This window comes from Streptomyces dangxiongensis (assembly GCF_003675325.1).
GTDB lineage: Bacteria > Actinomycetota > Actinomycetes > Streptomycetales > Streptomycetaceae > Streptomyces > Streptomyces dangxiongensis.
The window spans coordinates 4,708,201-4,728,931 of the sequence record NZ_CP033073.1; the positions used below are offsets into that span (position 1 = coordinate 4,708,201).

Genomic DNA, 20,731 nt, shown 5'->3' on the forward strand with positions numbered 1-20,731 from the left:
CCCGCCGTGGCCGATACGCTAGGGGTGTGACGTTCCCGGTAGTCGGCATGGTCGGCGGGGGGCAGCTCGCGCGTATGACGCACGAGGCGGGCATCCCGTTGGGCATCAGGTTCAAGCTCCTCAGTGACACTCCTCAGGATTCCGCGGCGCAGGTCGTCGGTGATGTCGTCGTCGGCGACTACCGCGACCTGGACACGCTGCGCGAGTTCGCGCGTGGCTGTGACGTGATCACCTTCGATCACGAACACGTGCCCACCGAGCATCTGCGTGCCCTGGAGGCGGACGGCATCCCGGTCCGCCCCGGGCCCGACGCGCTGGTGCACGCCCAGGACAAGGGCGTGATGCGCGCGAGGCTCGACGCGATCGGCATCCCGTGCCCGCGGCACCGGATCGTGCGCGACCCCGCGGACGTGGCGGCCTTCGCGGCGGAGGGCGACGGCTTCCCGGTCGTCCTCAAGACCGTCCGCGGCGGCTACGACGGCAAGGGCGTGTGGGTCATCGGCTCCGCCGAGGAGGCCGCCGCGCCGTTCCGGGCGGGCGTGCCGGTCCTCGCCGAGGAGAAGGTCGACTACGTCCGTGAGCTGGCCGCCAACGTCGTACGCTCCCCGCACGGCCAGGCCGTCGCCTACCCGGTGGTGGAGTCGCGGCAGGTCGACGGCGTCTGCGACACGGTGATCGCCCCCGCGCCGGACCTCGACGAGGGCCTGGCCCTGCACGCCGAGCAACTGGCGCTGACCATCGCCAAGGAGCTGGACGTCGTCGGGCACCTCGCCGTGGAGCTGTTCCAGACCCGCGACGGCCGTGTCCTGGTCAACGAGCTGGCGATGCGCCCGCACAACTCCGGCCACTGGACCATGGACGGCGCCGTCACCTCGCAGTTCGCCAACCACGTCCGCGCTGTCCTCGACCTGCCGCTCGGCGACCCGCGTCCCCGCGCGCCGTGGACGGTCATGGTCAACGTCCTGGGCGGCGACTACCCGGACATGTACGGGGCGTACCTGCACTGCATGGCCCGCGACCCCAAGCTCAAGATCCACATGTACGGCAAGGACGTGAAGCCCGGCCGTAAGGTCGGACACGTCAACACTTACGGCGACGACCTGGACGACGTGCTGGAGCGCGCCCGTCACGCAGCCGGCTACCTGAGAGGCACGATCACCGAATGAGCCCCGTTGTTGGCATCGTCATGGGGTCGGACTCCGACTGGCCCGTCATGGAAGCCGCCGCCAAGGCCCTGGACGAGTTCGAGATCGCCTACGAGGTCGACGTCGTCTCCGCGCACCGCATGCCCCGCGAGATGATCACGTACGGGGAGCAGGCCGCCGACCGCGGGCTGAAGGCGATCATCGCCGGTGCGGGCGGCGCCGCCCATCTGCCCGGCATGCTCGCCTCCGTCACCCCGCTGCCGGTCATCGGCGTGCCGGTGCCGCTGAAGTACCTGGACGGCATGGACTCGCTGCTGTCCATCGTGCAGATGCCGGCCGGTGTCCCGGTCGCCACGGTCTCCGTCGCCGGTGCCCGCAACGCCGGTCTGCTCGCGGCCCGGATGCTCGCCGCGCACGACGAGGACCTGCTGCACCGGATGCGCGACTTCCAGCAGGACCTCAACGACCAGGCCACCGAGAAGGGCAAGCGGCTGCGCTCCAAGGTGGAGGGCGCGAGCGGCTTCGGCTTCCGCAAGTGACCGCGGTGACGTCCCTGGAGGAGGCCCGGGAACTGCTGCGCGAGTTCCCGGTCGTCGACGGCCACAACGACCTGCCGTGGGCGCTGCGCCAGAAGGCCGGCTACGACCTGGACAAGCTCGACATCGCCGCCCACCAGGGCGCCCACCTGCACACCGACCTGCCGAGGCTGCGCGAGGGCGGCGTCGGCGCGCAGTACTGGTCGGTGTACGTGCCCGCCGAGCAGCCCGAGCCGGTCGCGGCGACCCTGGAGCAGATCGACTGCGTCCGGCAACTGCTCGCCCGCTACCCGGAGGCCCTGGCGCCCGCGCTGACCGCCGCGGACCTGAGCCGGGCGCGCCAGGACGGCCGTATCGCCTCCCTGATGGGCGCCGAGGGCGGCCACTCCATAGCCAACTCGCTGGGCACCCTGCGCGGCCTGCACGCACTCGGCGTGCGCTACATGACGCTCACCCACAACTCCAACGTGGACTGGGCGGACTCCGCGACCGACGAGCCGAGGGCCGGCGGCCTCACCGCGTTCGGCCGTGAGGTCGTCCGGGAGATGAACCGGCTCGGCATGCTGGTCGACCTCTCGCACGTCGCGGCGACGACCATGCGCGACGCGCTGGACACGGCCTCCGCGCCGGTGATCTTCTCGCACTCCTCCGCCCGCGCCGTCTGCGACCACCCGCGCAACATCCCCGACGACGTCCTGGAGCGGCTGCCCGGCAACGGTGGTGTGGCCATGGTGACGTTCGTGCCGAAGTTCGTGCTCCAGGCGGCCGTCGACTGGACGGCCGCGGCCGACGAGAACCTGCGCGCCCACGGCTTCCACCACCTGGACACCGGCCCCGAGGCGATGAGGCTGCACCGCGCCTTCGAGGAGCGCACCCCGCGCCCCGTCGCCACGGTGTCGACGGTGGCGGACCACCTCGACCACATGCGCGAGGCGGCCGGCGTCGACCACCTGGGCATCGGCGGCGACTACGACGGCACCGCGTTCACCCCGGACGGCCTCAGCGACGTCTCCGGCTACCCGAACCTGCTCGCCGAGCTGCTCGACCGGGGCTGGTCCAAGGCCGACCTGGCCAAGCTGACCTGGCAGAACGCGGTGCGCGTGCTGGGCGCGGCGGAGGACGTGGCCCGTGACCTCCAGGCCACCCGGGCGCCGTCCCTCGCCACCATCGGGTCGCTCGACGGCTGACGGTCCAGGGCGGGGGAGCCGTTGCAGCCCTCCGCCCCGCCCACGTACATGAAGTAGCGGTCCCGGACCGGGTGGAGCGGCGCGCCGGCGCGCAGCCGTCGACCAGGTCCGGGTTGGCGAGGAACGGCCTGCCGAGCGCCACCAGGTCGGCGCCGGCCACCAGCATCTCCCGCGCGGCCCGGGCGACGGCCTCGCCGGCCAGGTCCGGGCATCCAGGAGCTGTACGCGGCCGGCCTGAACAGCGAGAAGATCCGAGCTGTTGCCCTGCACGCGCGACCGGGACGCCGGCCCCTCCGCGATCGCCACCCCCCGGCTGGTCACCGGCCTCAGCGCCGAGCGCCACCGCATCGACCGCATGATCACCGACCTCCGACGCTCCCGGGAGACCCTGGACGAGGCCATCCGCACCGCCCGCGAGACCTGACCGCCGTACCCCCGAACGCCCCGCTCACCAGGAAGCGTTCCTCCTCACCGTGCGACCGTGGGCGGTACGCCAGCCACATCACGACGCAGCTCTCGACGTACGGAGCCCGCCATGGCCGACCTCCAGGACGACATCCCCACCACCGCCGAGGGCGGCGGGGAGGACGGCCTGCCGGACGACCCCTTCCGTCCGCCGCACGCGCCGGCCGGCGAGACACTCGAGCGGGCGCACGCCCTGCTCGCCGCCCACCCGGTCGCCGACGGCTACAGCGGCCTGCCCTGGGCCCTGCGCCACCTGCCCTGGTACGACCTCGAACTGGGCGAGGCCGCGATCGACACGGACGTGCCGCGGATGCGCGAGGGGCACGTCGGCGCGCTGTTCTGCTCGCTGCACCTGCCCGAGGGCCCGGGCGGCGAACGCGTCGTGGCGGCGACCCTGGAACAACTCGACCAGGTGCGCACGGTCGTCGAGAACCACCCCGAGGGACTGCGCCTGGCCCGCACCGCGGGACAGATCATCGACGCCCGCAACTGCGGCCGGGTCGCCGTCGTACCGGGCCCCGCGCACGGCACCGCACTCGGCGACTCCCTCGGCATCCTGCGCATCCTGCACGCCCTCGGCCTGCGCGTGCTCACCCTCACGGGCACGGCCTGGACCGACCGGCCCGGGCTGACCCGGTTCGGCGAGCAGGTGGTGCGCGAGATGAACCGGCTCGGCGTGCTCGCCGATGTCTCCGGCGCCTCACCGGCCACCGTCGAGCGGACCGTCGCCCTGTCCAGGACCCCGGTGCTGTGCACCCGCTCCGCCGCCCGCGCCCTGCGCCCGCACCCCGCCAACCTGCCCGACGACCTGCTCGCCGCTCTGGGCGAGGCCGGCGGCCTGTGCATGGTCCCGCTGACCGCCGAACAGACCGGCCCGACCGTCCGCGACGTCGCCGACCACCTCGACCACGTCCGGGACGTCGCCGGCCCCGAGTGCGTCGGCCTGTCCGGCACCTACGACTCCGGCGTCACCCACCCCCACGACCTCGCCGACGCCTCCCGCTACCCCCACCTGATCGCCGAACTCCTGCGACGCGGCTGGTCCGAGACGCAGCTCTCCCTGCTGACCTGGGGCAACGTGCAGCGGGTGCTGCGCAGCGCGGACTCCACCGCCCGGGCCGCGCAACACCGCAGGGAGGCGTCCCACGCCAAGATCACCGAGCTGGACGTCCCCTAGGACGCCCCCCGGGACACACCCCCCGGCACGTCGCGGTCACTCGATCCGGCACAGGCAGAACGGGTGCCCGGCCGGGTCCGCGTACACCTGGAAGTCCTTCTTCTCCCGGTCCGCCGCGTCCAGTGGGCGGGCGCCGAGCGCCAGCACCCGCTCGTGCGCCTCGTCGACCTCCGCCCAGGTGCTGCCCGCGTCGAAGTCCAGGTGGAACTGCTGGCCGTTGCGGTCCGCGCGCGGCCACTCCGGCGGGGTGTGCCCCTCGGCCCGCTGGAAGGCCAGCCGAGGCCCGTCGGGGACCCGCAGTACGACCCAGTCGTCGTCCTCGGCCTGCGGGGTGCCCCCGGCCACCGCCGCGTAGAAGGCGGCCAGCGCATGGGGATCGGGACAGTCGAGCACGACGGAACGGAGACGGGCGACGGGCGCCATGATGCCCTCCTTCGGATACGACTTCGGGAACGACTCGTGAACGGCTTCGGGGACGGCGTGCGCCCCGGTCAGCAGGCGCAGAGGCAGAACGGGTGCCCCGCGGGGTCGGCGTAGACACGGAAGCCGCGCGAGCGGTCCGCCGCGTCCAGCGGCTGCGCCCCCAGCTCCAGCACCCCCTTCTCGGCCGCGTCCAGGTCCTCCACCACCAGGTCCAGATGGAACTGCTGGGAGTCGTCCGGGGCGGGCCACCGCGGCGGCACGAACCCGGGCGCCCGCTGGAAGGCCAGCGCCGGCCCCCCGGGCACCTTCAGGTCCACCCACTCTCCCTTCCCCTCCACCGTGCCGCCCAGCACACCGGCGTAGAAACCGGCCAGCGCACGGGGGTCGGGACAGTCCAGGACCACGACACCGAGCTTGGCGAGAGCCATGACGCACCTCCTTTTGTTACCCGCAGAACCGGGTAACCGGTAACGGTTACTGCATGCTCCCGCATCGGGGGTAACGTCGCAAGCATGAGCGAGAGATCGGCCGCTCCCGGCGGCCTGGCCCTGATCGAGTCGCTCGTGAACACGCTGGACGTCGAGACGGGCGCCGACTCGCTGGACACCGCGGAGGTCCGCGCCCGCCTCGGGATCACCCAGGCCGCGCTGGGCGACGCCCGGGAGCTGCGCGAGTCGCTGCGGGCCGCGCTGCTCGCCCACGCCGGCCACCCGCCGCACCGCGCGGTCACCCCGCTGGACACCCTGCTGGCCCGGGCCCCGCTGTACGTCACCGTCGACGGCCACGACGGCTCGGCCCGCCTCGCCCCCGCCGACGAGGGCCCGCTGCTCTCCCGGGTCGCCGCCGCCGTCGCCGAGGCGCTCGTCGCGGACACCTGGGCCCGCCTGAAGGCATGCGAGGCCGACACCTGCCACTGGGCGTACTACGACCGCAGCCCCGCCGGGCGCGGGCGCTGGTGCTCGATGCGGGTGTGCGGGGCCCGCGCGAAGATGCGCCGGTACCGCGCGAAGGGATCCTGAGCCGGCGCGATGTGGTGCAGAATGCGGGAAGACGCCGGTTCGGCCGACTGAGCCTCGGCCGAACCGGTGTCACCCGCCCCGCCTCCGGCCCGCCCCGTGTGCCGGCCCGACCGTGTGCCGGTGCGCCCCGCGTGCCGGAGGCGCTACGCGGTGGGGCGTCCCATCGCCCGGTACGTCCACCCCGCCCGCCGCCACAGCTCCGGGTCCAGGGTGTTGCGCCCGTCCAGCAGGACCCGGTCCGCCGCGGCCTCGCCGAGCGCCACCGGGTCCAGCTCGCGGAACTCCTGCCACTCGGTCAGGTGCAGCACCACGTCCGCGCCCCGGGCGGCCTCCAGCGCCGAGTCGGCGTAGCCCAGCGTCGGGAAGACCTTGCGGGCGTTGGCCATGCCCTTCGGGTCGTACACGGTGACCTGGCCGCCCTGGAGGTGGATCTGGCCGGCCACGTTCAGCGCGGGCGAGTCGCGGACGTCGTCCGAGTCCGGCTTGAAGGTGGCGCCGAGCACCGCCACCCGCCTGCCGAGGAAGGAGCCGCCGCCGAGCGCCTCCCGGGCCATCTCCACCATCTGGCCGCGCCGGCGCATGTTGATGGAGTCGATCTCGCGCAGGAAGGTCAGCGCCTGGTCCGCGCCCAGCTCGCCCGCGCGGGCCATGAACGCCCGGATGTCCTTGGGCAGGCAGCCGCCGCCGAAGCCGATCCCGGCGCGCAGGAACTTCCGGCCGATCCGGTCGTCGTGCCCGATGGCCTCCGCGAGCCTCGCCACGTCACCGCCCGCGGCCTCGCACACCTCCGCCATCGCGTTGATGAAGGAGATCTTGGTGGCGAGGAAGGAGTTCGCGGCGGTCTTCACCAGCTCCGCGGTAGGGAAGTCGGTGACGACGAACGGCGTGCCGTCGCCGACCGGGCCGGCGTACACCTCGCGCAGCAGCTTCTCGGCGCGTTCGCTGCGCACGCCGACGACGATCCGGTCCGGGTGCAGGGTGTCCTGGACGGCGAACCCCTCGCGCAGGAACTCCGGGTTCCAGGCGAGTTCGGCGTCCGCGCCGGCCGGGGCGTGTTCGGCCAGGTAGGCGGCCAGCCGGCCGGCGGAGCCCACCGGCACCGTCGACTTGCCGACGACCAGGGCCGGGCCGTGCAGGTGCGGGGCGAGGGAGGCGATCGCCGAGTCGACGTACGACATGTCACAGGCGTACTCGCCGTGCTTCTGCGGCGTGTTCACGCACACGAAGTGCACGTCGCCGAAGGCACCGACCTCCGCCCAGTCCGTGGTGAACCGCAGCCGCCCGGTGGCACCCTCGATCCCTGCCACGTGCCGGCGCAGCAGTTCCTCCAGGCCCGGCTCGTACATCGGGGTCTCGCCGCGCTCCAGCATGGCGATCTTCTCGGGTACGACATCCAGGCCCAGCACCTCGAAGCCCAGCTCGGCCATGGCCGCGGCGTGGGTGGCGCCGAGGTAGCCGGTGCCGATCACGGTGATCTTCAGGCTCATGCGAGTGCTCCAGCTCGGGTCCGTCGGTCCTTCGGTCATGCGGTGCCTGAGCATAGTCGGGGCGCTGACCGGGCAACTTTCCCGCTGTCGCCAAGCTCACGTAGGCGTGTTCGCGCCAGAGCTCTAAAATTCAGTTACTTAACGGTAATTAGCGTCAGTATCACTGCGTCTTTGGAGCGTGAGAGACCGTGGCCGGAACGGCTGACTTCGACCTGTACCGCCCGTCCGAGGAGCACGACATGCTCCGTGACGTCGTCCGGGCCCTGGCCGAGGCGAAGATCGCGCCGTACGCCGCCGCGGTGGACGAGGAGGCCCGTTTCCCGCAGGAGGCGCTCGACGCCCTGGTGGCCAACGACCTGCAGGCCGTGCACGTCCCGGAGGAGTACGGCGGCGCCGGCGCCGACGCGCTCGCCACGGTCATCGTCATCGAGGAGGTGGCCCGCGTCTGCGTGTCCTCCTCGCTGATCCCGGCCGTGAACAAGCTGGGCTCGCTGCCGGTGATCCTCGCCGGCTCCGAGGACCTGAAGAAGAAGTACCTGGGCCCGCTCGCCAAGGGCGACGCGATGTTCTCGTACTGCCTCTCGGAGCCGGACGCGGGCTCGGACGCGGCCGGCATGAAGACCAAGGCGGTCCGCGACGGCGACCACTGGATCCTCAACGGCGTCAAGCGCTGGATCACCAACGCGGGCGTGTCGGAGTACTACACGGTGATGGCCGTGACCGACCCGTCGAAGCGCTCGAAGGGCATCTCGGCGTTCGTGGTCGAGAAGTCCGACGAGGGCGTCTCCTTCGGCGCCCCCGAGAAGAAGCTCGGCATCAAGGGCTCGCCGACCCGCGAGGTCTACTTCGACAACGTCCGTATCCCCGCCGACCGCATGATCGGCGAGGAGGGCACCGGCTTCGCCACCGCCATGAAGACCCTGGACCACACCCGCATCACCATCGCCGCCCAGGCCCTCGGTGTCGCCCAGGGCGCCCTCGACTACGCCAAGGGCTACGTCCAGGAGCGCAAGCAGTTCGGCAAGCCGATCGCCGACTTCCAGGGCATCCAGTTCATGCTCGCCGACATGTCCATGAAGATCTCGGCGGCCCGCGCCCTCACCTACCAGGCCGCCGCCGCCTCCGAGCGCGTCGCCGCCGGAGGTGAGGAGAAGGACCTCACCTACCTGGGCGCCGCCGCCAAGTGCTTCGCCTCCGACACCGCCATGGAGGTCACCACCGACGCCGTCCAGCTCCTCGGCGGCTACGGCTACACCCGCGACTACCCGGTGGAGCGCATGATGCGCGACGCGAAGATCACGCAGATTTATGAAGGCACGAATCAAGTCCAGCGGATCGTGATGGCGAGGAACCTTCCCTAGCAGGGTTTTTGCAGGTCAGAAGCTGTTTCGAAGGTCCGGAGGGACACCCTCGGCTTTCTGTCCGTTGCGGCCCGATCAGGGCCGTTCCTGGGCGTCATGCTGGGGGAATCCTGGGCAGATGCCGGGCTGAAAACAGCCACTGACCTGCACAAACAACACAGCCCCCGGCGTGCTGCCGGGGGCTGTTGCCGTACGTGGATCAGGCGACCTCTGACGCCTCCGAGGGGTCGTCCGCGCCGGGCGTCAGCATGGTTGCGATGGCTGCCCGAAGGTGAAGCGGCAGCCGCTCAGCCTTGAGGACAAGGTGCGGGCCCGAATCGAGATGCACGGCGGTCGGGCCACTTCCTCCCAGGTGCTCCCGTACGTGGGAGCGACCGCAGGGCACGAACCAGGTCCAGCGGATCGTGATGGCCAGGAACCTCCCGTAGCGGGACGCGGCGGATCTCCCACAGCCCCCGGCGTGCCGGGGGCTGTCGTCATCCCCCCGGTGGGCTGTAGGGCCGTAGGGGCGTAGGCCGACGTGCGGAGCGGCGGTGCCGGACGTAGGACGGAAGCAGACGGGGTCCGCCCCGGATCCCCACCGCCTCCGAGGAGGAGCCATGACTCAGTCCGGAATGATGCCCGCCATCACCCAGCAGATGCAGGACTGCATCGAGGCCTGCATGAGCTGCCACAGCATGTGCGAGGAGACCATGAGCTCCTGCATGCAGCAGGGCGGTCAGGCGCAGATGCAGGTCATGCGCGCGCTCATGGACTGCTCCGAGGCGACCCGGATGTGCGCCGACATGATGATGCGGCGCTCGCCCATGGCCGGCGAGATGAGCATGCTGTGCGCGAAGGTCTGTGACATGTGCGCCGAGGCGTGTACGTCCGTGCCGGACGACCAGCAGATGATGCGCTGTGCGGAGGCGTGTCGCCGCTGCGCCGAGACCTGCCGCGCGATGGCGGGCGCCACGATGTGACCCGGCCCGGCTGAGCCACGCGTCAGGGGCACCCTCGCGGGTGCCCTTGGCGCCGTGACCGCGCGGCCCCGTCAGTTGCCGGTGACGGTGACCTTCTCGTCGCTGTTCAGTTCCTTGACGAGGGTCTTCACCTTCGCCTTGTCCCACAGCAGGTTGCCGCCGGCGGAGCCGGAGACCGGCATGTTCATCGAGGTGCCGTCACCGCCGTTGACGCCCTTCATCGCCCAGAACATGGAGGCCAGGTCCCACAGCGACATGTCCTTGTCGACGATGAGGGAGTCCAGGCCCGCGCCCATGGTCGGGTAGAGCTTGAAGGGGTTGAGGACCGTCGACGGGGTGGCCACCTGGTGGGCCAGGGCGGCCAGGAACTTCTGCTGGTTCTTGGTGCGCTGGAGGTCGGAGGCGGCGAACGCGTGCCGGGTGCGGACGAAGGCGAGGGCCTGCCGGCCGTCCAGGGTCTGCTTGCCGGCCTTGAAGTCGGCGCCCGACCACTTGTCCTTGAAGCCCTTGTCGATGGTGATGTCGACCCCGCCGACCGCGTCCACGATGTCGGCGAAGCCCTGGAAGCCGATCTCCACGTAGTGGTCGATGTGCAGTCCGGTGTTGTACTCGACGGCGCGGACCAGCAGGGTCGGCCCGTCCTCGGCGTAGGCCGCGTTCAGCTTCTCGTGCCGGCCTCTGGCGGGGTAGGTCTTCCCGGACGTCGAGCCCCGGTACGACGGGATCTCCACGTCGGAGTCGCGCGGCAGCGAGATGAGCGTGTCGCCGTTGCCGCCGACGTGCAGGATCATCATCGAGTCGGTGCGCTTGCCCTCGGCGCCACCGGTGTGCAGGTTCTTCTCGTCCTGCTTGGACATGCCCTCCCGGCTGTCGGAGCCGACGATCAGGTAGTTCGTGCCGTCGCCCCCTTCCGGCCGGTCGATGACCGTGGAGAGGTCCACCTCGCGGCGCAGCTTGGAGTCGGCCCAGAAGTAGGTCGCGACCGATGTGACGACCACCACGGTCGCCACCGTGATCGCCGTCCACTTGATCCGGCGCCGCCAGTTCGGCGCGGGGCGCGGCGCGCGGCCGGCCGCTGTGCCGGGGCCGTCCGGACCACGGCCGCCGGGGGCGCCGTAGACCTGGCCGGTGTTGTAACCGCTGTCGTACGCGTCCTGGCCGCCGTCGTCGTGCCCCCGGCCGTCGACGTACGAGGGCTGCTGCGGCACGCCGGCCCCGTACGGCGGTGCCGACGGGCCCCGCCGCACCTGGCGCATCACGCGCGCGCCCTCAGGCTGCGCGCCGGCACTGCCGCGTCCGTGGCGCGTGCCGCGGTTGTCGTCGGACCATCCCTCGGGCCAGTCATTCATGGGCCCCAGTGTGCAGGGCGACGCCATGTGCTCCACAAGGCCTGTCGGAAAATCAGGGCGCCGCTGTTGCGAACCCGACACAAATTCCGCGAAGGGGGCTCGGCATAAGGTGGAGGGCATGACAGATCAGGCCACGGACAGGGAAACGGACATCCCGGGCAAGCCCACGTCCGCCTCACGCACCACCCTCAGCCACATCATGACGAACAACGACACCAACCTGCTGGGTACGGTGCACGGCGGGGTGATCATGAAGCTGGTCGACGACGCGGCGGGCGCGGTGGCCGGCCGGCACTCCGGCGGTCCCGCCGTCACCGCGTCGATGGACGAGATGGTGTTCCTGGAGCCGGTCCGCGTCGGCGACCTGGTCCATGTCAAGGCCCAGGTCAACTGGACCGGCCGCACCTCGATGGAAATCGGCGTCCGGGTCCTGGCCGAACGCTGGAACGAGTCCGACCCCGCCACCCAGGTCGGTTCGGCCTACCTGGTCTTCGCGGCCGTGGACGCCGACGGCAAGCCGCGCCGGGTGCCGCCGGTGGTCCCGGAGACCGACCGCGACCGCCGCCGCTACCAGGAGGCCCAGATCCGCCGCACCCACCGCCTGGCCCGCCGCCGGGCGATCCGCGAGCTGCGCGAGAGGCGCGCCGCGGAGGGCTTCGAGGACTAGGCCCGCCGCTGGTCCCCGGCGTCCTGCGCGTCCCGCTCCGGCGTCCTACGCGTTCCCGGAGCAGATCACCTCGTTGCCCCGCACCACGTTCTGCTCCGGCTGTCCCGGGTCCTCGAAGCGCACCTTGCGCACCTTGCGGACATCGCCGAGGTCGGGCCCGGCGGTCACCTTCAGCAGGGGGCCCGAACCCGGGGCCGCGCGCAGCTCGCTGCCGGGCAGGGCCGCGGCGAGCGAGCGGGCGGAGCGGTCCCAGCGGGGGTCGTAGGAGATCACCGTGTGCCGGACGCGGACGGTGGCTGTCACCGGCTGCCGGGTGGTGGCGAAACCGTTCGCCAGGAGCGCGGCGTCGACCCGCTTGGCGAGCCCGGCCGTGCCGGAGCCGTTCTCCACCTGCACCCGGACCCGGTCCGGGGCCACCTCCACCGGCACCGGTGCCGGGCCGCGGTGCGGGCGGTCCACGGTGAGCGGTTTGTCGTCGCGCAGCGACTGGAACAGCTCGGCCGCCTTCGCCTGGTCCCACTTCAGGGTCGAGCCGATGCCCTTGACCTGGTAGTCCATCTGCGCGAGGGGAACGGTGGTGAACTCGGAGGACGACGGGGAGAAGGTGCGCATCGCGCGGCCGAGGTCGAGCAGTTCGTCGGTGCCGAACCCCTCGTCGGCGCGGACCGAGCCGAGCACCGCCCGGGTCACGTCCCGGAACCGCATCGGGTTCAGCAGCACCCCGGAGGAGGTCGCTTTCTCGATCAGCGCGGCCAGGAACCGCTGCTGCCGCTTCATCCGGCCCAGGTCACTGGCTCCGTCGACATGCCGGGCCCGCACGTACTGGAGGGCCTGCCCGCCCATGAGGGTGTGCGTGCCGGGCGGGAGGTCCAGGCCGGTGTACGTGTCCTTCAGCGGTGTCGGCGTACAGACCTTCACCCCGCCGAGCACGTCCACGGTCCGCATGAAGCTGGTGAAGTCGACCTCCAGGTAGTGGTCGATCTTCACGTGGGTCATGTTCTCGACGGTGCGGATGGTGAGCTGGGGGCCGCCCTCGGCGTAGGCCGCGTTGAGCTTGACCGGGTGCGGGCCGTGGCGCTGCCCGGAGTTCTGGTCGACGTGCGCGGGCATCTCGGCGTAGGAGTCGCGCGGCAGGCTCACCACGGTGGCCCGCTCCCGGCCCTCCGCGAGGTGCACGATCATCATCGTGTCGGTGCAGTGGCAGGGCTCGCCGCCCAGCCGGAACGCGCGCCGCTCCCGCTCGCCGATCTTGTCGCGGCCGTCGGTGCCGACGAGCAGGACGTTCATGCCGTGGCCGGCCCGGGGCCGGTTCTTCATGTCCTTGAAGGCGTCGACCCGGGCGATGCCGGCGTCCAGGCTGCTGACGACCGCGTGTCCGATGCCGGCCGAGGCGAGCACCACGACCGAGAGGGTGGTCACCGCCCGCATGGCCCAGCGTGGCCGCCGGGGGGGCCGGACGGAACGCACCGGCCGCTCGGGCGGGCGCGGCACACGGCGGGGCGGTTGCGGACGAGGCTGCGGACGCGCGGGCGACCGAGGCGGGCTGGGCAAGGGGGACACCTCCGGACGAGGCCGTGCGTGGGATCCGTGAGCACAGTAGGCCGATATGATCTCCGGCCCGCTGTACCGTCCCGGCGGCGCGCACCGGTGTCCCCCGTTCGCGGTAACGTGACTCTCCTATGAACGCCAAGCCCGACGTGCGGCTCCCCGCTGTGTCCGTGATCATGCCCGTCCTCAACGAGGAGCGGCATCTGCGCGGGGCCGTCCAAGCGATCCTCGCGCAGGAGTACGCCGGCGAGATGGAGGTCGTGATCGCCCTCGGTCCGTCCACGGACCGCACGGACGAGATCGCCGCCGAGCTGGTGCACGAAGACCCGCGCGTGCACACCGTCCCCAATCCGACCGGCCGCACGCCCGCGGCGCTGAACGCGGCGATCAAGGCCTCGCGGCACCCGGTCGTGGTCCGCGTCGACGGCCACGGCATGCTCTCGCCGGACTACATCGCCACCGCCGTCCGCCTCCTGGCGGAGACCGGCGCGCAGAACGTCGGCGGCATCATGCACGCCGAGGGCGAGAACGACTGGGAGCACGCGGTCGCCGCCGCCATGACCTCGAAGATCGGCGTGGGCAACGCCGCCTTCCACACCGGTGGCCAGGCCGGTCCCGCCGAGACGGTCTACCTCGGCGTCTTCCGCCGCGAGGCCCTGGAGCGGCAGGGCGGCTACAACGAGGAGTTCATCCGGGCCCAGGACTGGGAGCTGAACTTCCGCATCCGTGAGGCGGGCGGGCTGATCTGGTTCTCGCCCGAGCTGAGGGTGTCGTACCGGCCAAGGCCGTCCGTGCGGGCGCTGGCGAAGCAGTACAAGGACTACGGCCGCTGGCGGCACGTCGTCGCCCGCTACCACCCGGGCTCCATCAACCTGCGCTACCTCGCCCCGCCGACGGCGGTGTGCGCGATCGCGGCGGGGATCGTGGTGGGCGCGGCCCTGACGCCGTGGGGCCTGCTGGTCCCCGGCGGCTATCTGGCCGCGATCGCCGCGGGCTCCGTCCCGGCCGGCCGGGGGCTGCCCCTGAAGGCCCGGCTGCAGATCCCGGTGGCCCTCGCCACCATGCACATGTCCTGGGGCTGGGGCTTCCTCACCAGCCCCCGGTCCCTGGCCAGGAAGGTCATCGCCTCCCGGCGCCCGGCGGTCCTGGACGCCGCCTGACCGGCCCTGCGCGACGGGGCCCCACCAGCCGGGTGGGGCCCCGTCGCCGTTCGACCGGCTACCACCGGTAGACGCTGTACACCGGCATGCACGACTTCGTGTCCGAGCCGTTGACCGTGTCGGTGTTACCGGGCAGGTCGCCCGCCTTCGGCTCGGACTTCCCGGGGTAGGAGGTGCCGGTGCGCCAGTCCGCGCCGACGACGAGCGTGACCCCCGAGACGTCGGTCGACTTCCGCACCGCGCTCATCGGGATGCCCAGCGACGCGGCCAGGGCCTGCGCGTCACCCTCCAGGTCCGCGCTCGGATACCGTACGGCCGTCCTGTCCTCGGCCAGGCTGCCCGAGGTGTCGGCCTGGGCCCGGGCGTAGCCCTTGCCCACGAGTGTCCGGGTGATCGCCGAGGCCCGCTGCCGCACCGCGGCCTGCGTGGCGGTCCGGGTGGCGTTGCTCACCAGCACCCCGAGCCGGCCCGGGTCGACCGACGGCTTCCTGGTCGGCTTGTCGTCCTTGGCGTCCTTCTTCGACCCGGACTTCCCACCGTTCTTGTCGAACGCCACGTCGTCCTGGAGCATCTGCCACATCTTGTCGGCGTTGGGCTTGTCCGGCACGACGTGGTCGCGGTTTCGCGGGTCCTGCCTGTTGGGCATGGTCACCGAGGTGATGCGGTCGGCCGGCACCGACTTCATCTGCATGCCGAGGTCGTAGAGCTTCTTGACGGTACCGATCTCCTCGGACACCTTCAGCGACTTGGTGGCCGCTTCGGCCAGGTCCGTGAGCCGGCCGGTGTCGGTGAACACGTTCTGCTTCTTCAGCGTGCGCATCATCGAGTTCAGGTACATGTGCTGGGCTCGGGCCCGCATCAGGTCGTCGCCCCAGGCGTGCCGCGTGCGCAGCCACTGGAGTGCCTGCTCGTGGTAGATCTTGTGCGTTCCGGCCCTCAGCTTCAGCCCCGAGCCGCCGGACACGTCCCGCGTCGGGTGGTCCCACACGTTCTGCTGCACGCAGACCTCGACACCGCCGATGGCGTCGGCCATCCGCACCACACCGGCGAAGTCGATCGTCATCCAGTGGTCGATGTAGACCCCGGTGAGGTTCTCCCAGGTGAGCAGGGTGCAGCCGGCGCCGCCGCGGGCCAGGGTGACGTTGATGATGTCGTTCGTCGGCGGATACCGCTTGCCGGTCGCGGGGTCCTTGCACTCAGGGATGTCCACCCGGGTGTCCCGTGGGATGCTGACCATGGCGGCGCTTCTGCGGTCCGCCGAGAGGTGGATGAGCATCTGCACATCCGCGAGCGGCGGGTCACCGGCGTGGTCCCTGCTGCCGCCGAGCTTCACATTCTCCGCGCTGTTGCGGCTGTCGGAGCCGATCAGCAGGATGTTCAGCGGGGTCTGACCGGCCGCGTTCGGCTCGGTCCGGTGCGCCTTGGAGTCGTCCCCGTTGGCACGGGCACCCTTTTTGATATTGCCGTTGAGATGCTGGTAGTACAGATAGCCGGCGCCTGCCGTGCCGAGTATCACCACCGCCAGCACGGTCGCCGACCAGCGTATGACTCGCCGTCTGCGCCGTCTCGGCTCGCTCTTCGGGCCACCGGCCCGACGCCTGCCGCCGCGCCGGCCCCGCCCCGCCGACGCGTCCGCGGTCCGCGGCGTGAGCGACTTCGCGTCCTCGACCGCCGCAGCCCGTCCGCGCACCTCGCTCTGCGCCAACTCCCTGCCCTCCCACCCCTTGCGCCGGACAACGGGCCCGCCCCGCGCCCGGTTAGACGCACGACGGGCCCGTCGGGTTACCTACGAGGCGCACTTGACCTTGTCCGCGGTGGACTTGTCCACCTCAGGCGCCTTCGACGGCACCGTGAGCGAGACCCCCGCACCCTTGAAATCCTTGCCCAGGGTCAGCGTCATCGCCGGCAGCCCCTGGGAGTTGGTCACGCTCTTGCCCGGCTTCATCGCCGACCCGGACATCCCCATGAGGGCGGCCAGCCGGCGCGCCTGGGCGGCCTGGCCGGGGGCGTACTCCAGCGTCGTCCTGCCGAGCGCCGCCGGGGCGTTGCCCGCGTTCTCCGACCTGGTCACACCCTCGTCGTTCTGGAGCCAGCTGAGCACCGCCTGGGCGCTGCCGGTGACGGCACCGCCGTTGAGGATGCGCACCCGCACCTCGGAGGCGGGCGCCTTGCTGCCCTTGAGGCGGGCGGCCTGGGCGTCCTTCGCGGCCTTCTCCTTCTTCTTCACCTCGGAGAAGGAGACGTCGTTCCTGACGGCGTCGAAGACCGCGGGCGCCTTCGCGTCGTCCAGCACCACGGTGGCATGGACCTTCTCCGCCGGGTTGTCCTTGACCGGCACCGTGGTGAAGGTCAGGTTCTTCGGGTTGAGCTTGCCCATCTCCAGGCCCAGGTCCTTCAGCTTGACGATGCTGTCCAGCTTGTCGTCCACGGTCAGCGCCTTGGTGCCCGCCTCCGCCAGCTTCAGCATCTTCGTCGGGCTGGTGAGCGTGGAGTTCCCCTTCAGCTTGCGCATCAGCGCGCCCAGGAACTGCTGCTGGAGCCCGATCCGGCTCAGGTCGCCGCCGAAGCCCACGGAGTGCCGGGTGCGGACGAACGCCAGCGCCTGCTCACCGGAGATCGTGTGCGTGCCCTTGGACAGCTTCAGGTGCGAGTCGGCGTCGTCGATGTCATGGGCCAGGCAGACGTCGACGCCCTCGACCGCCTCGGTCAGCGTCTTGACCGCGTTGAAGTCGGCGACCATGAAGTCGTCCGGCGTTATCCCGGTCAGCTCGGTCACCGTGCGCATGGTGCAGCTCGGCGTGCGGTCGTCCTGCCCGAGGCTCTGGTTGAAACGGGCGCCGTCCGTACCGGGGATGACCTTCCGGGTGCCGTCCTCCTGCTGCGTCGGGCAGTCCGGGATATCGGTGATCAGGTCCCGCGGGATGCTCAGCGCGGTGGCGTTCGACCGGTCCTTGGACAGGTGCAGCAGGATCGTGGTGTCGGCGTGCCCGACGCTGCCCGAGTCGCCGTAGCCCTCGTTGCCCTTGCCGGTGCGCTTGTCGGTGCCGATCACCAGGATGTTGATCGCCCGATCCTTGCTGAAGCCGCCGGTGCTGGCCCCGTCGTCCGACAGCGACGTGATGTTGCCGTTGAGGTGCCTTATGTACAGGTAGCCGGCGGCCGTCACGGCGACCAGCACGAAGGCCATGCTCCCGCCGGTCCACAGCAGGACCTTCTTCGTCCTCGACTTCTTCTTCACCGGCCGCCGGGCCGCGCGCCGCCCCTGGGGCGGCTCGGGCTCCGGCTCACCGCCGCGGCGCCGGGCCGAGCGCGGCGCCGGCACGTCGGTACCGCGCGTGCGGGGCTCCGGCCGGCTCTCGCCGGCCGGCTGCCGGGTACGGCCGCCCGCCGCGCGACCGCCGTCGCGAGGGGAGGGCCTGCGCGGCCCGGGGACCGGCGACTGCGCTGCGGAAGGAGTCAGTCGCAGTTCGTATTCGCCGGTGTTCGGATTGAGTACCCACTGGTCTGCGGGGTCGATGTTGTCCGCCCGCCCACGGCCTTGCGCGTCCACGGTTGTCCGAATCCTCCGTCGGGGCCACGCGGCGCCTTCCCCCTGCAAGGCGCTCGGGTCTCGGTGAAACAGTGCACGACCCCAGGTCGGACCTCGCGGCCAGGTGCACCGGATCGCTCACACTATCCGCCCAGTTCAGCGTCGGGCGACGCCGGTGACAAATTCCACCTCCCTACAACTGGGCAATCCCCCTCATTTTCCGAACGGAAGTCCGTTGTCTTGGTAAGCGCCTTACTCACAGGTGTGTTCGGCGGCGGTGTTCCCGCGGAAGGTCGGCACCGGCGAGGGGTCGCTCCCGCCGTCCCGTCCCGGGTTCTTCCCTGTGTCCTCGCTGTGCCCGTCCCGGGTCACCGCGACCGGCCGGTCCGCCCGCAGCCGCGCGAACAGCCTCTCGGCCGCGGGCTCCACGAGCTGGTCACGGTTGGAGTCGTAGACGTACGACTCCCTCGGTACGGTCAGGAACTGCACCTGTTCGGTGGGGATGTCGCGCAGTCCGCGCACCAGTTGGTACAAACCGCGCAGACTCGCCAGTTCCGGGTCGGTGGTCAGCGACGACGTCGCCGCGTCCAGCACCGGATACAGCTTCACCGGGTTCAGCAGGACGTCGTTGCCGCGCACCTTGCTGACGAGCGCCCCGAGGAACCGCTGCTGCCGCTCCATCCGCTCGGTGTCGCTGCCGTCGCCGAGCGTCTTGCGGGCGCGCACATAGCCGAGTGCCTGCTCCCCGTCGAGCAGGACCTTCCCGGCGGGCAGCTTCAGCTTCGCCGCCTCGTCGTCGACGGGTTCCCGCAGGCACACCTCGACGCCGTCGACGGCGTCCACCATGTCCTTGAACCCGCTGAAGTCCACGACCATGTGGTGGTCCACGCGGATGTCCGTCAGCTTCTCGACGGTACGGATCGTGCAGGCCGTACCGCCCACCTGGAAGGCGTGGTTGAGCATCGCGAACACCGGGTCGCTGCGGGTGCCGTCCGACTGCCGGCAGCCCGGGACGTCCACCATCAGGTCCCGGGGCAGCGAGACCGCGGTGGCGCTGCGCCGGTCGGCGGCAAGGTGCAGCAGGATCGTCGTATCCGACCGCTCACTGCCCAGGTCGCGCCCGTACCGGCCGTTGTCCTCCCCGGCCCGCGTGTCCGACCCGATCAACAGGATGTTCTGCGCGTCGCGCACCAGCGCGGTGGGCCGTTCCCGCTCGTAGCGCGCCAGCTCGGCGGCTGCCGCGTCGTCGGCGGTGATGTTGGCGCTGAGCTTGGCGTAGACGGCCCACCCGGCCCCGCCGGCCAGGACGGCGAGCACGGCGGCCCCCAGCGCCGAGTACCGCAGCCAGCGCCGCCGCCGGCGCCGGGACAGCCCGTCACCGGTGGCGGAGGCTCCCGGACCGGGACCGAGGGAGTTGCCTGCGGTGTCGGTCACGGTGGGGCCACCCCCTCATGGCGTACGAGCGTCACGTCCTGCTCCTACGACCATGGCGGCGGCCGGGGCGGGAGGCGCCCTGTACTACTCCGACCGGGTGAACGACACGGCCACGGCTGCTGGACCGCCTGGGGGACGCGGCCCTTGGGGCACCTGGGCTCCGCGGCCCCGCCGGGACACCTGGGGGACGCTGCTGCCTCCGGAGGCACCTGGGGCCGCGGCCCGCGGTCGCCCGGGGGGCGCGGCCCGCGGTCGCCCATGGCCCACGGTCTTCGGGTCGCCCACAGTCCGCGATCGTCAGGACGGCCGCGGCGGCCCCGGCGGCCGCGGCCCTCGGTCGCCCGGGGTCCGCGGTCTTCGGGCTGCCCGGGGTCGCGGTCTTCGGGTCGCCCAAGTCCGCGGACGTCGGGGCCGTCCCCCGACGATCGCCGTCCTCGCGGCAGCGAGCCCAGCGAGCCCCGGGCCGCCCTACCGCCTGACCGCCGTCACCCGCTCGCTCTCCACCCGCTTCGCGAGGCGGTCCTCGTCCAGTTGTTCCAGGTGCCGGCACAGCACCACGGACCCGCCGACGGCCAGCGGCGCGTACAGCCCGGCGCTGAGCCCCTCCCAGGTGTCGTACGGCAGCCCCGACAGTCGCGCCCCCGGCCCCGTCAGCTCCAGCGCCGGCGCCTGCGCCGAGGCCCGCTCGACCACCTCCGCCGCGCTGAACTCCCGGCCGGCGACGATGAGCGCCGGCTCCTCCGGATCCACCGGCGCGAACGGAGCGAACCGGTCTCCCTGACCCGGCACCTCCACTGCATAGTCGGCGAAACCGTCCGGCGTGCGCGGGAACCGTCCGCCCCAGGGGCCGCAGCGCCAGCGCCACCCGCTCGCCCCGGCAGGCCCGCGCCGCATCCAGGGTGTCCGGTCCGCTGACGACGACGTCGGCCGCCGCCGGATCCCCCGCGACGTCCGCGACCGCGCCCACCGAGGAACACGCCAGCAGCCACACCGCCGTCTGCCAGTGCGCGGGCAGCAGCAGCGCGACCCGGTCGCCGGGCCCGGCGGAGAGGTCGCCCTGGAGGAGGTTGGCGGTCTTGGCCACCCAGTTGGCGAAGGTGGCCACGGACAGTTCGACGCGTTCACCCGTGGCGTCGTCGTAGAAGGTCACCAGCGGGCGGCCGGGGTCCGCGGCGAGCGCGGAAGTCAGCAGGTCGGCAGGGGTGCGATCGGTGGCGTTCACCCGGCACAGGGTACGCGCGGGCCGGCGCGCGCACCGCGTGGTGAGGCCACCGGTTCGGCC

The 20,731-nt window shown here is 71.8% G+C and carries 17 protein-coding genes and 2 pseudogenes; 10 read left to right on the forward strand and 9 right to left on the reverse strand.

Going from position 1 to position 20,731, the window contains the following annotated elements; translation table 11 throughout:
- The first annotated feature begins 26 nt into the window (after window positions 1–26).
- The 5 genes and pseudogenes from D9753_RS21210 to D9753_RS21235 all read left to right on the forward strand — a co-directional run bounded on the left by D9753_RS21210 (window position 27) and on the right by D9753_RS21235 (window position 4,510).
- Window positions 27–1,166, forward strand: coding sequence for a 5-(carboxyamino)imidazole ribonucleotide synthase (locus D9753_RS21210; RefSeq protein WP_121788426.1), 1,140 nt, complete (start codon window positions 27–29; stop codon window positions 1,164–1,166).
- Entirely contained in the window at window positions 1,163–1,684 is a 522-nt protein-coding gene (gene purE, locus D9753_RS21215) for a 5-(carboxyamino)imidazole ribonucleotide mutase (RefSeq protein ID WP_121788427.1), read from the forward strand. The genes D9753_RS21210 and purE overlap by 4 nt, the downstream gene beginning before the upstream one ends.
- Window positions 1,681–2,868, forward strand: coding sequence for a dipeptidase (locus tag D9753_RS21220; protein ID WP_121788428.1), 1,188 nt, complete (start codon window positions 1,681–1,683; stop codon window positions 2,866–2,868). Before purE ends, D9753_RS21220 begins: the two co-directional genes overlap by 4 nt.
- Window positions 2,869–3,078: 210 nt before the next feature.
- Window positions 3,079–3,292: pseudogene (locus D9753_RS21230) on the forward strand (MerR family transcriptional regulator); the annotation flags it as partial.
- Window positions 3,293–3,403: 111 nt separating this feature from the next.
- Window positions 3,404–4,510: a dipeptidase gene (locus tag D9753_RS21235; RefSeq protein ID WP_121788429.1), complete on the forward strand. Its 1,107-nt coding sequence runs from the start codon at window positions 3,404–3,406 to the stop codon at window positions 4,508–4,510.
- A gap of 36 nt (window positions 4,511–4,546) precedes the next feature.
- Here the strand turns inward: D9753_RS21235 and D9753_RS21240 are convergent, their stop codons facing one another.
- Together D9753_RS21240 and D9753_RS21245 are read right to left on the reverse strand one after the other, a co-directional pair.
- Complete coding sequence (locus tag D9753_RS21240) at window positions 4,547–4,933, reverse strand: VOC family protein (protein WP_121788430.1); 387 nt, start codon at window positions 4,931–4,933, stop codon at window positions 4,547–4,549.
- 68 nt (window positions 4,934–5,001) lie between these two features.
- On the reverse strand, window positions 5,002–5,361 hold the full coding sequence (locus D9753_RS21245) for a VOC family protein (protein WP_121788431.1): 360 nt from the start codon (window positions 5,359–5,361) through the stop codon (window positions 5,002–5,004).
- Window positions 5,362–5,445: 84 nt separating this feature from the next.
- On the opposite strand from D9753_RS21245, the gene D9753_RS21250 reads away from it, so the two are divergent.
- Window positions 5,446–5,952 carry a CGNR zinc finger domain-containing protein gene (locus tag D9753_RS21250; RefSeq protein ID WP_121788432.1) on the forward strand — a complete coding sequence of 169 codons (507 nt, stop codon included), beginning with the start codon at window positions 5,446–5,448 and terminating at the stop codon, window positions 5,950–5,952.
- A gap of 143 nt (window positions 5,953–6,095) precedes the next feature.
- Here the strand turns inward: D9753_RS21250 and D9753_RS21255 are convergent, their stop codons facing one another.
- Complete coding sequence (locus tag D9753_RS21255) at window positions 6,096–7,439, reverse strand: UDP-glucose dehydrogenase family protein (RefSeq protein WP_121788433.1); 1,344 nt, start codon at window positions 7,437–7,439, stop codon at window positions 6,096–6,098.
- A gap of 188 nt (window positions 7,440–7,627) precedes the next feature.
- Here D9753_RS21255 and D9753_RS21260 point away from each other — a divergent pair, with 188 nt between their 5' ends.
- Window positions 7,628–8,800 carry an acyl-CoA dehydrogenase family protein gene (locus D9753_RS21260; RefSeq protein ID WP_121788434.1) on the forward strand — a complete coding sequence of 391 codons (1,173 nt, stop codon included), beginning with the start codon at window positions 7,628–7,630 and terminating at the stop codon, window positions 8,798–8,800.
- 599 nt (window positions 8,801–9,399) lie between these two features.
- Window positions 9,400–9,762, forward strand: a complete 363-nt coding sequence (locus D9753_RS21265; RefSeq protein ID WP_121788435.1) for a four-helix bundle copper-binding protein — start codon at window positions 9,400–9,402, stop codon at window positions 9,760–9,762.
- Window positions 9,763–9,833: 71 nt separating this feature from the next.
- Here D9753_RS21265 and D9753_RS21270 read toward each other — a convergent pair whose 3' ends face one another.
- Entirely contained in the window at window positions 9,834–11,111 is a 1,278-nt protein-coding gene (locus tag D9753_RS21270) for an LCP family protein (RefSeq protein WP_121788436.1), read from the reverse strand.
- A gap of 118 nt (window positions 11,112–11,229) precedes the next feature.
- Here D9753_RS21270 and D9753_RS21275 point away from each other — a divergent pair, with 118 nt between their 5' ends.
- Window positions 11,230–11,778, forward strand: coding sequence for an acyl-CoA thioesterase (locus tag D9753_RS21275; RefSeq protein ID WP_121788437.1), 549 nt, complete (start codon window positions 11,230–11,232; stop codon window positions 11,776–11,778).
- A gap of 45 nt (window positions 11,779–11,823) precedes the next feature.
- Here D9753_RS21275 and D9753_RS21280 read toward each other — a convergent pair whose 3' ends face one another.
- On the reverse strand, window positions 11,824–13,329 hold the full coding sequence (locus D9753_RS21280; RefSeq protein ID WP_449455328.1) for an LCP family protein: 1,506 nt from the start codon (window positions 13,327–13,329) through the stop codon (window positions 11,824–11,826).
- Between the two features lie 128 nt (window positions 13,330–13,457).
- Between D9753_RS21280 and D9753_RS21285 the strand changes: the two genes are divergently transcribed.
- The gene (locus D9753_RS21285) at window positions 13,458–14,486 is read left to right on the forward strand and encodes a glycosyltransferase family 2 protein (protein ID WP_121788438.1); all 1,029 of its coding nucleotides are present in this window, start codon (window positions 13,458–13,460) and stop codon (window positions 14,484–14,486) included.
- Window positions 14,487–14,544: 58 nt separating this feature from the next.
- On the opposite strand, the gene D9753_RS21290 is transcribed toward D9753_RS21285, so the two are convergent.
- From D9753_RS21290 to D9753_RS21310, 4 genes and pseudogenes are all read right to left on the reverse strand, one after another.
- Window positions 14,545–16,191: an LCP family protein gene (locus D9753_RS21290; RefSeq protein ID WP_121788439.1), complete on the reverse strand. Its 1,647-nt coding sequence runs from the start codon at window positions 16,189–16,191 to the stop codon at window positions 14,545–14,547.
- Window positions 16,192–16,272: 81 nt separating this feature from the next.
- Entirely contained in the window at window positions 16,273–18,036 is a 1,764-nt protein-coding gene (locus D9753_RS21295; protein ID WP_121788440.1) for an LCP family protein, read from the reverse strand.
- Between the two features lie 231 nt (window positions 18,037–18,267).
- The gene (locus D9753_RS21300) at window positions 18,268–19,449 is read right to left on the reverse strand and encodes an LCP family protein (protein ID WP_121788441.1); all 1,182 of its coding nucleotides are present in this window, start codon (window positions 19,447–19,449) and stop codon (window positions 18,268–18,270) included.
- A 468-nt stretch (window positions 19,450–19,917) separates the two neighbouring features.
- A pseudogene (locus D9753_RS21310) lies at window positions 19,918–20,671 on the reverse strand (TIGR03089 family protein).
- Between the last annotated feature and the right edge of the window lie 60 nt (window positions 20,672–20,731).

Coding starts and splice junctions, on each gene's coding strand:
- purE (WP_121788427.1), top strand. CDS start 1,163: ATGAGCCCCGTTGTTGGCATCGTCATGGGGTCGGACTCCGACTGGCCC.
- D9753_RS21235 (WP_121788429.1), top strand. CDS start 3,404: ATGGCCGACCTCCAGGACGACATCCCCACCACCGCCGAGGGCGGCGGG.
- D9753_RS21240 (WP_121788430.1), bottom strand. CDS start 4,933: ATGGCGCCCGTCGCCCGTCTCCGTTCCGTCGTGCTCGACTGTCCCGAT.
- D9753_RS21245 (WP_121788431.1), bottom strand. CDS start 5,361: ATGGCTCTCGCCAAGCTCGGTGTCGTGGTCCTGGACTGTCCCGACCCC.
- D9753_RS21250 (WP_121788432.1), top strand. CDS start 5,446: ATGAGCGAGAGATCGGCCGCTCCCGGCGGCCTGGCCCTGATCGAGTCG.
- D9753_RS21255 (WP_121788433.1), bottom strand. CDS start 7,439: ATGAGCCTGAAGATCACCGTGATCGGCACCGGCTACCTCGGCGCCACC.
- D9753_RS21265 (WP_121788435.1), top strand. CDS start 9,400: ATGACTCAGTCCGGAATGATGCCCGCCATCACCCAGCAGATGCAGGAC.
- D9753_RS21270 (WP_121788436.1), bottom strand. CDS start 11,111: ATGAATGACTGGCCCGAGGGATGGTCCGACGACAACCGCGGCACGCGC.
- D9753_RS21275 (WP_121788437.1), top strand. CDS start 11,230: ATGACAGATCAGGCCACGGACAGGGAAACGGACATCCCGGGCAAGCCC.
- D9753_RS21285 (WP_121788438.1), top strand. CDS start 13,458: ATGAACGCCAAGCCCGACGTGCGGCTCCCCGCTGTGTCCGTGATCATG.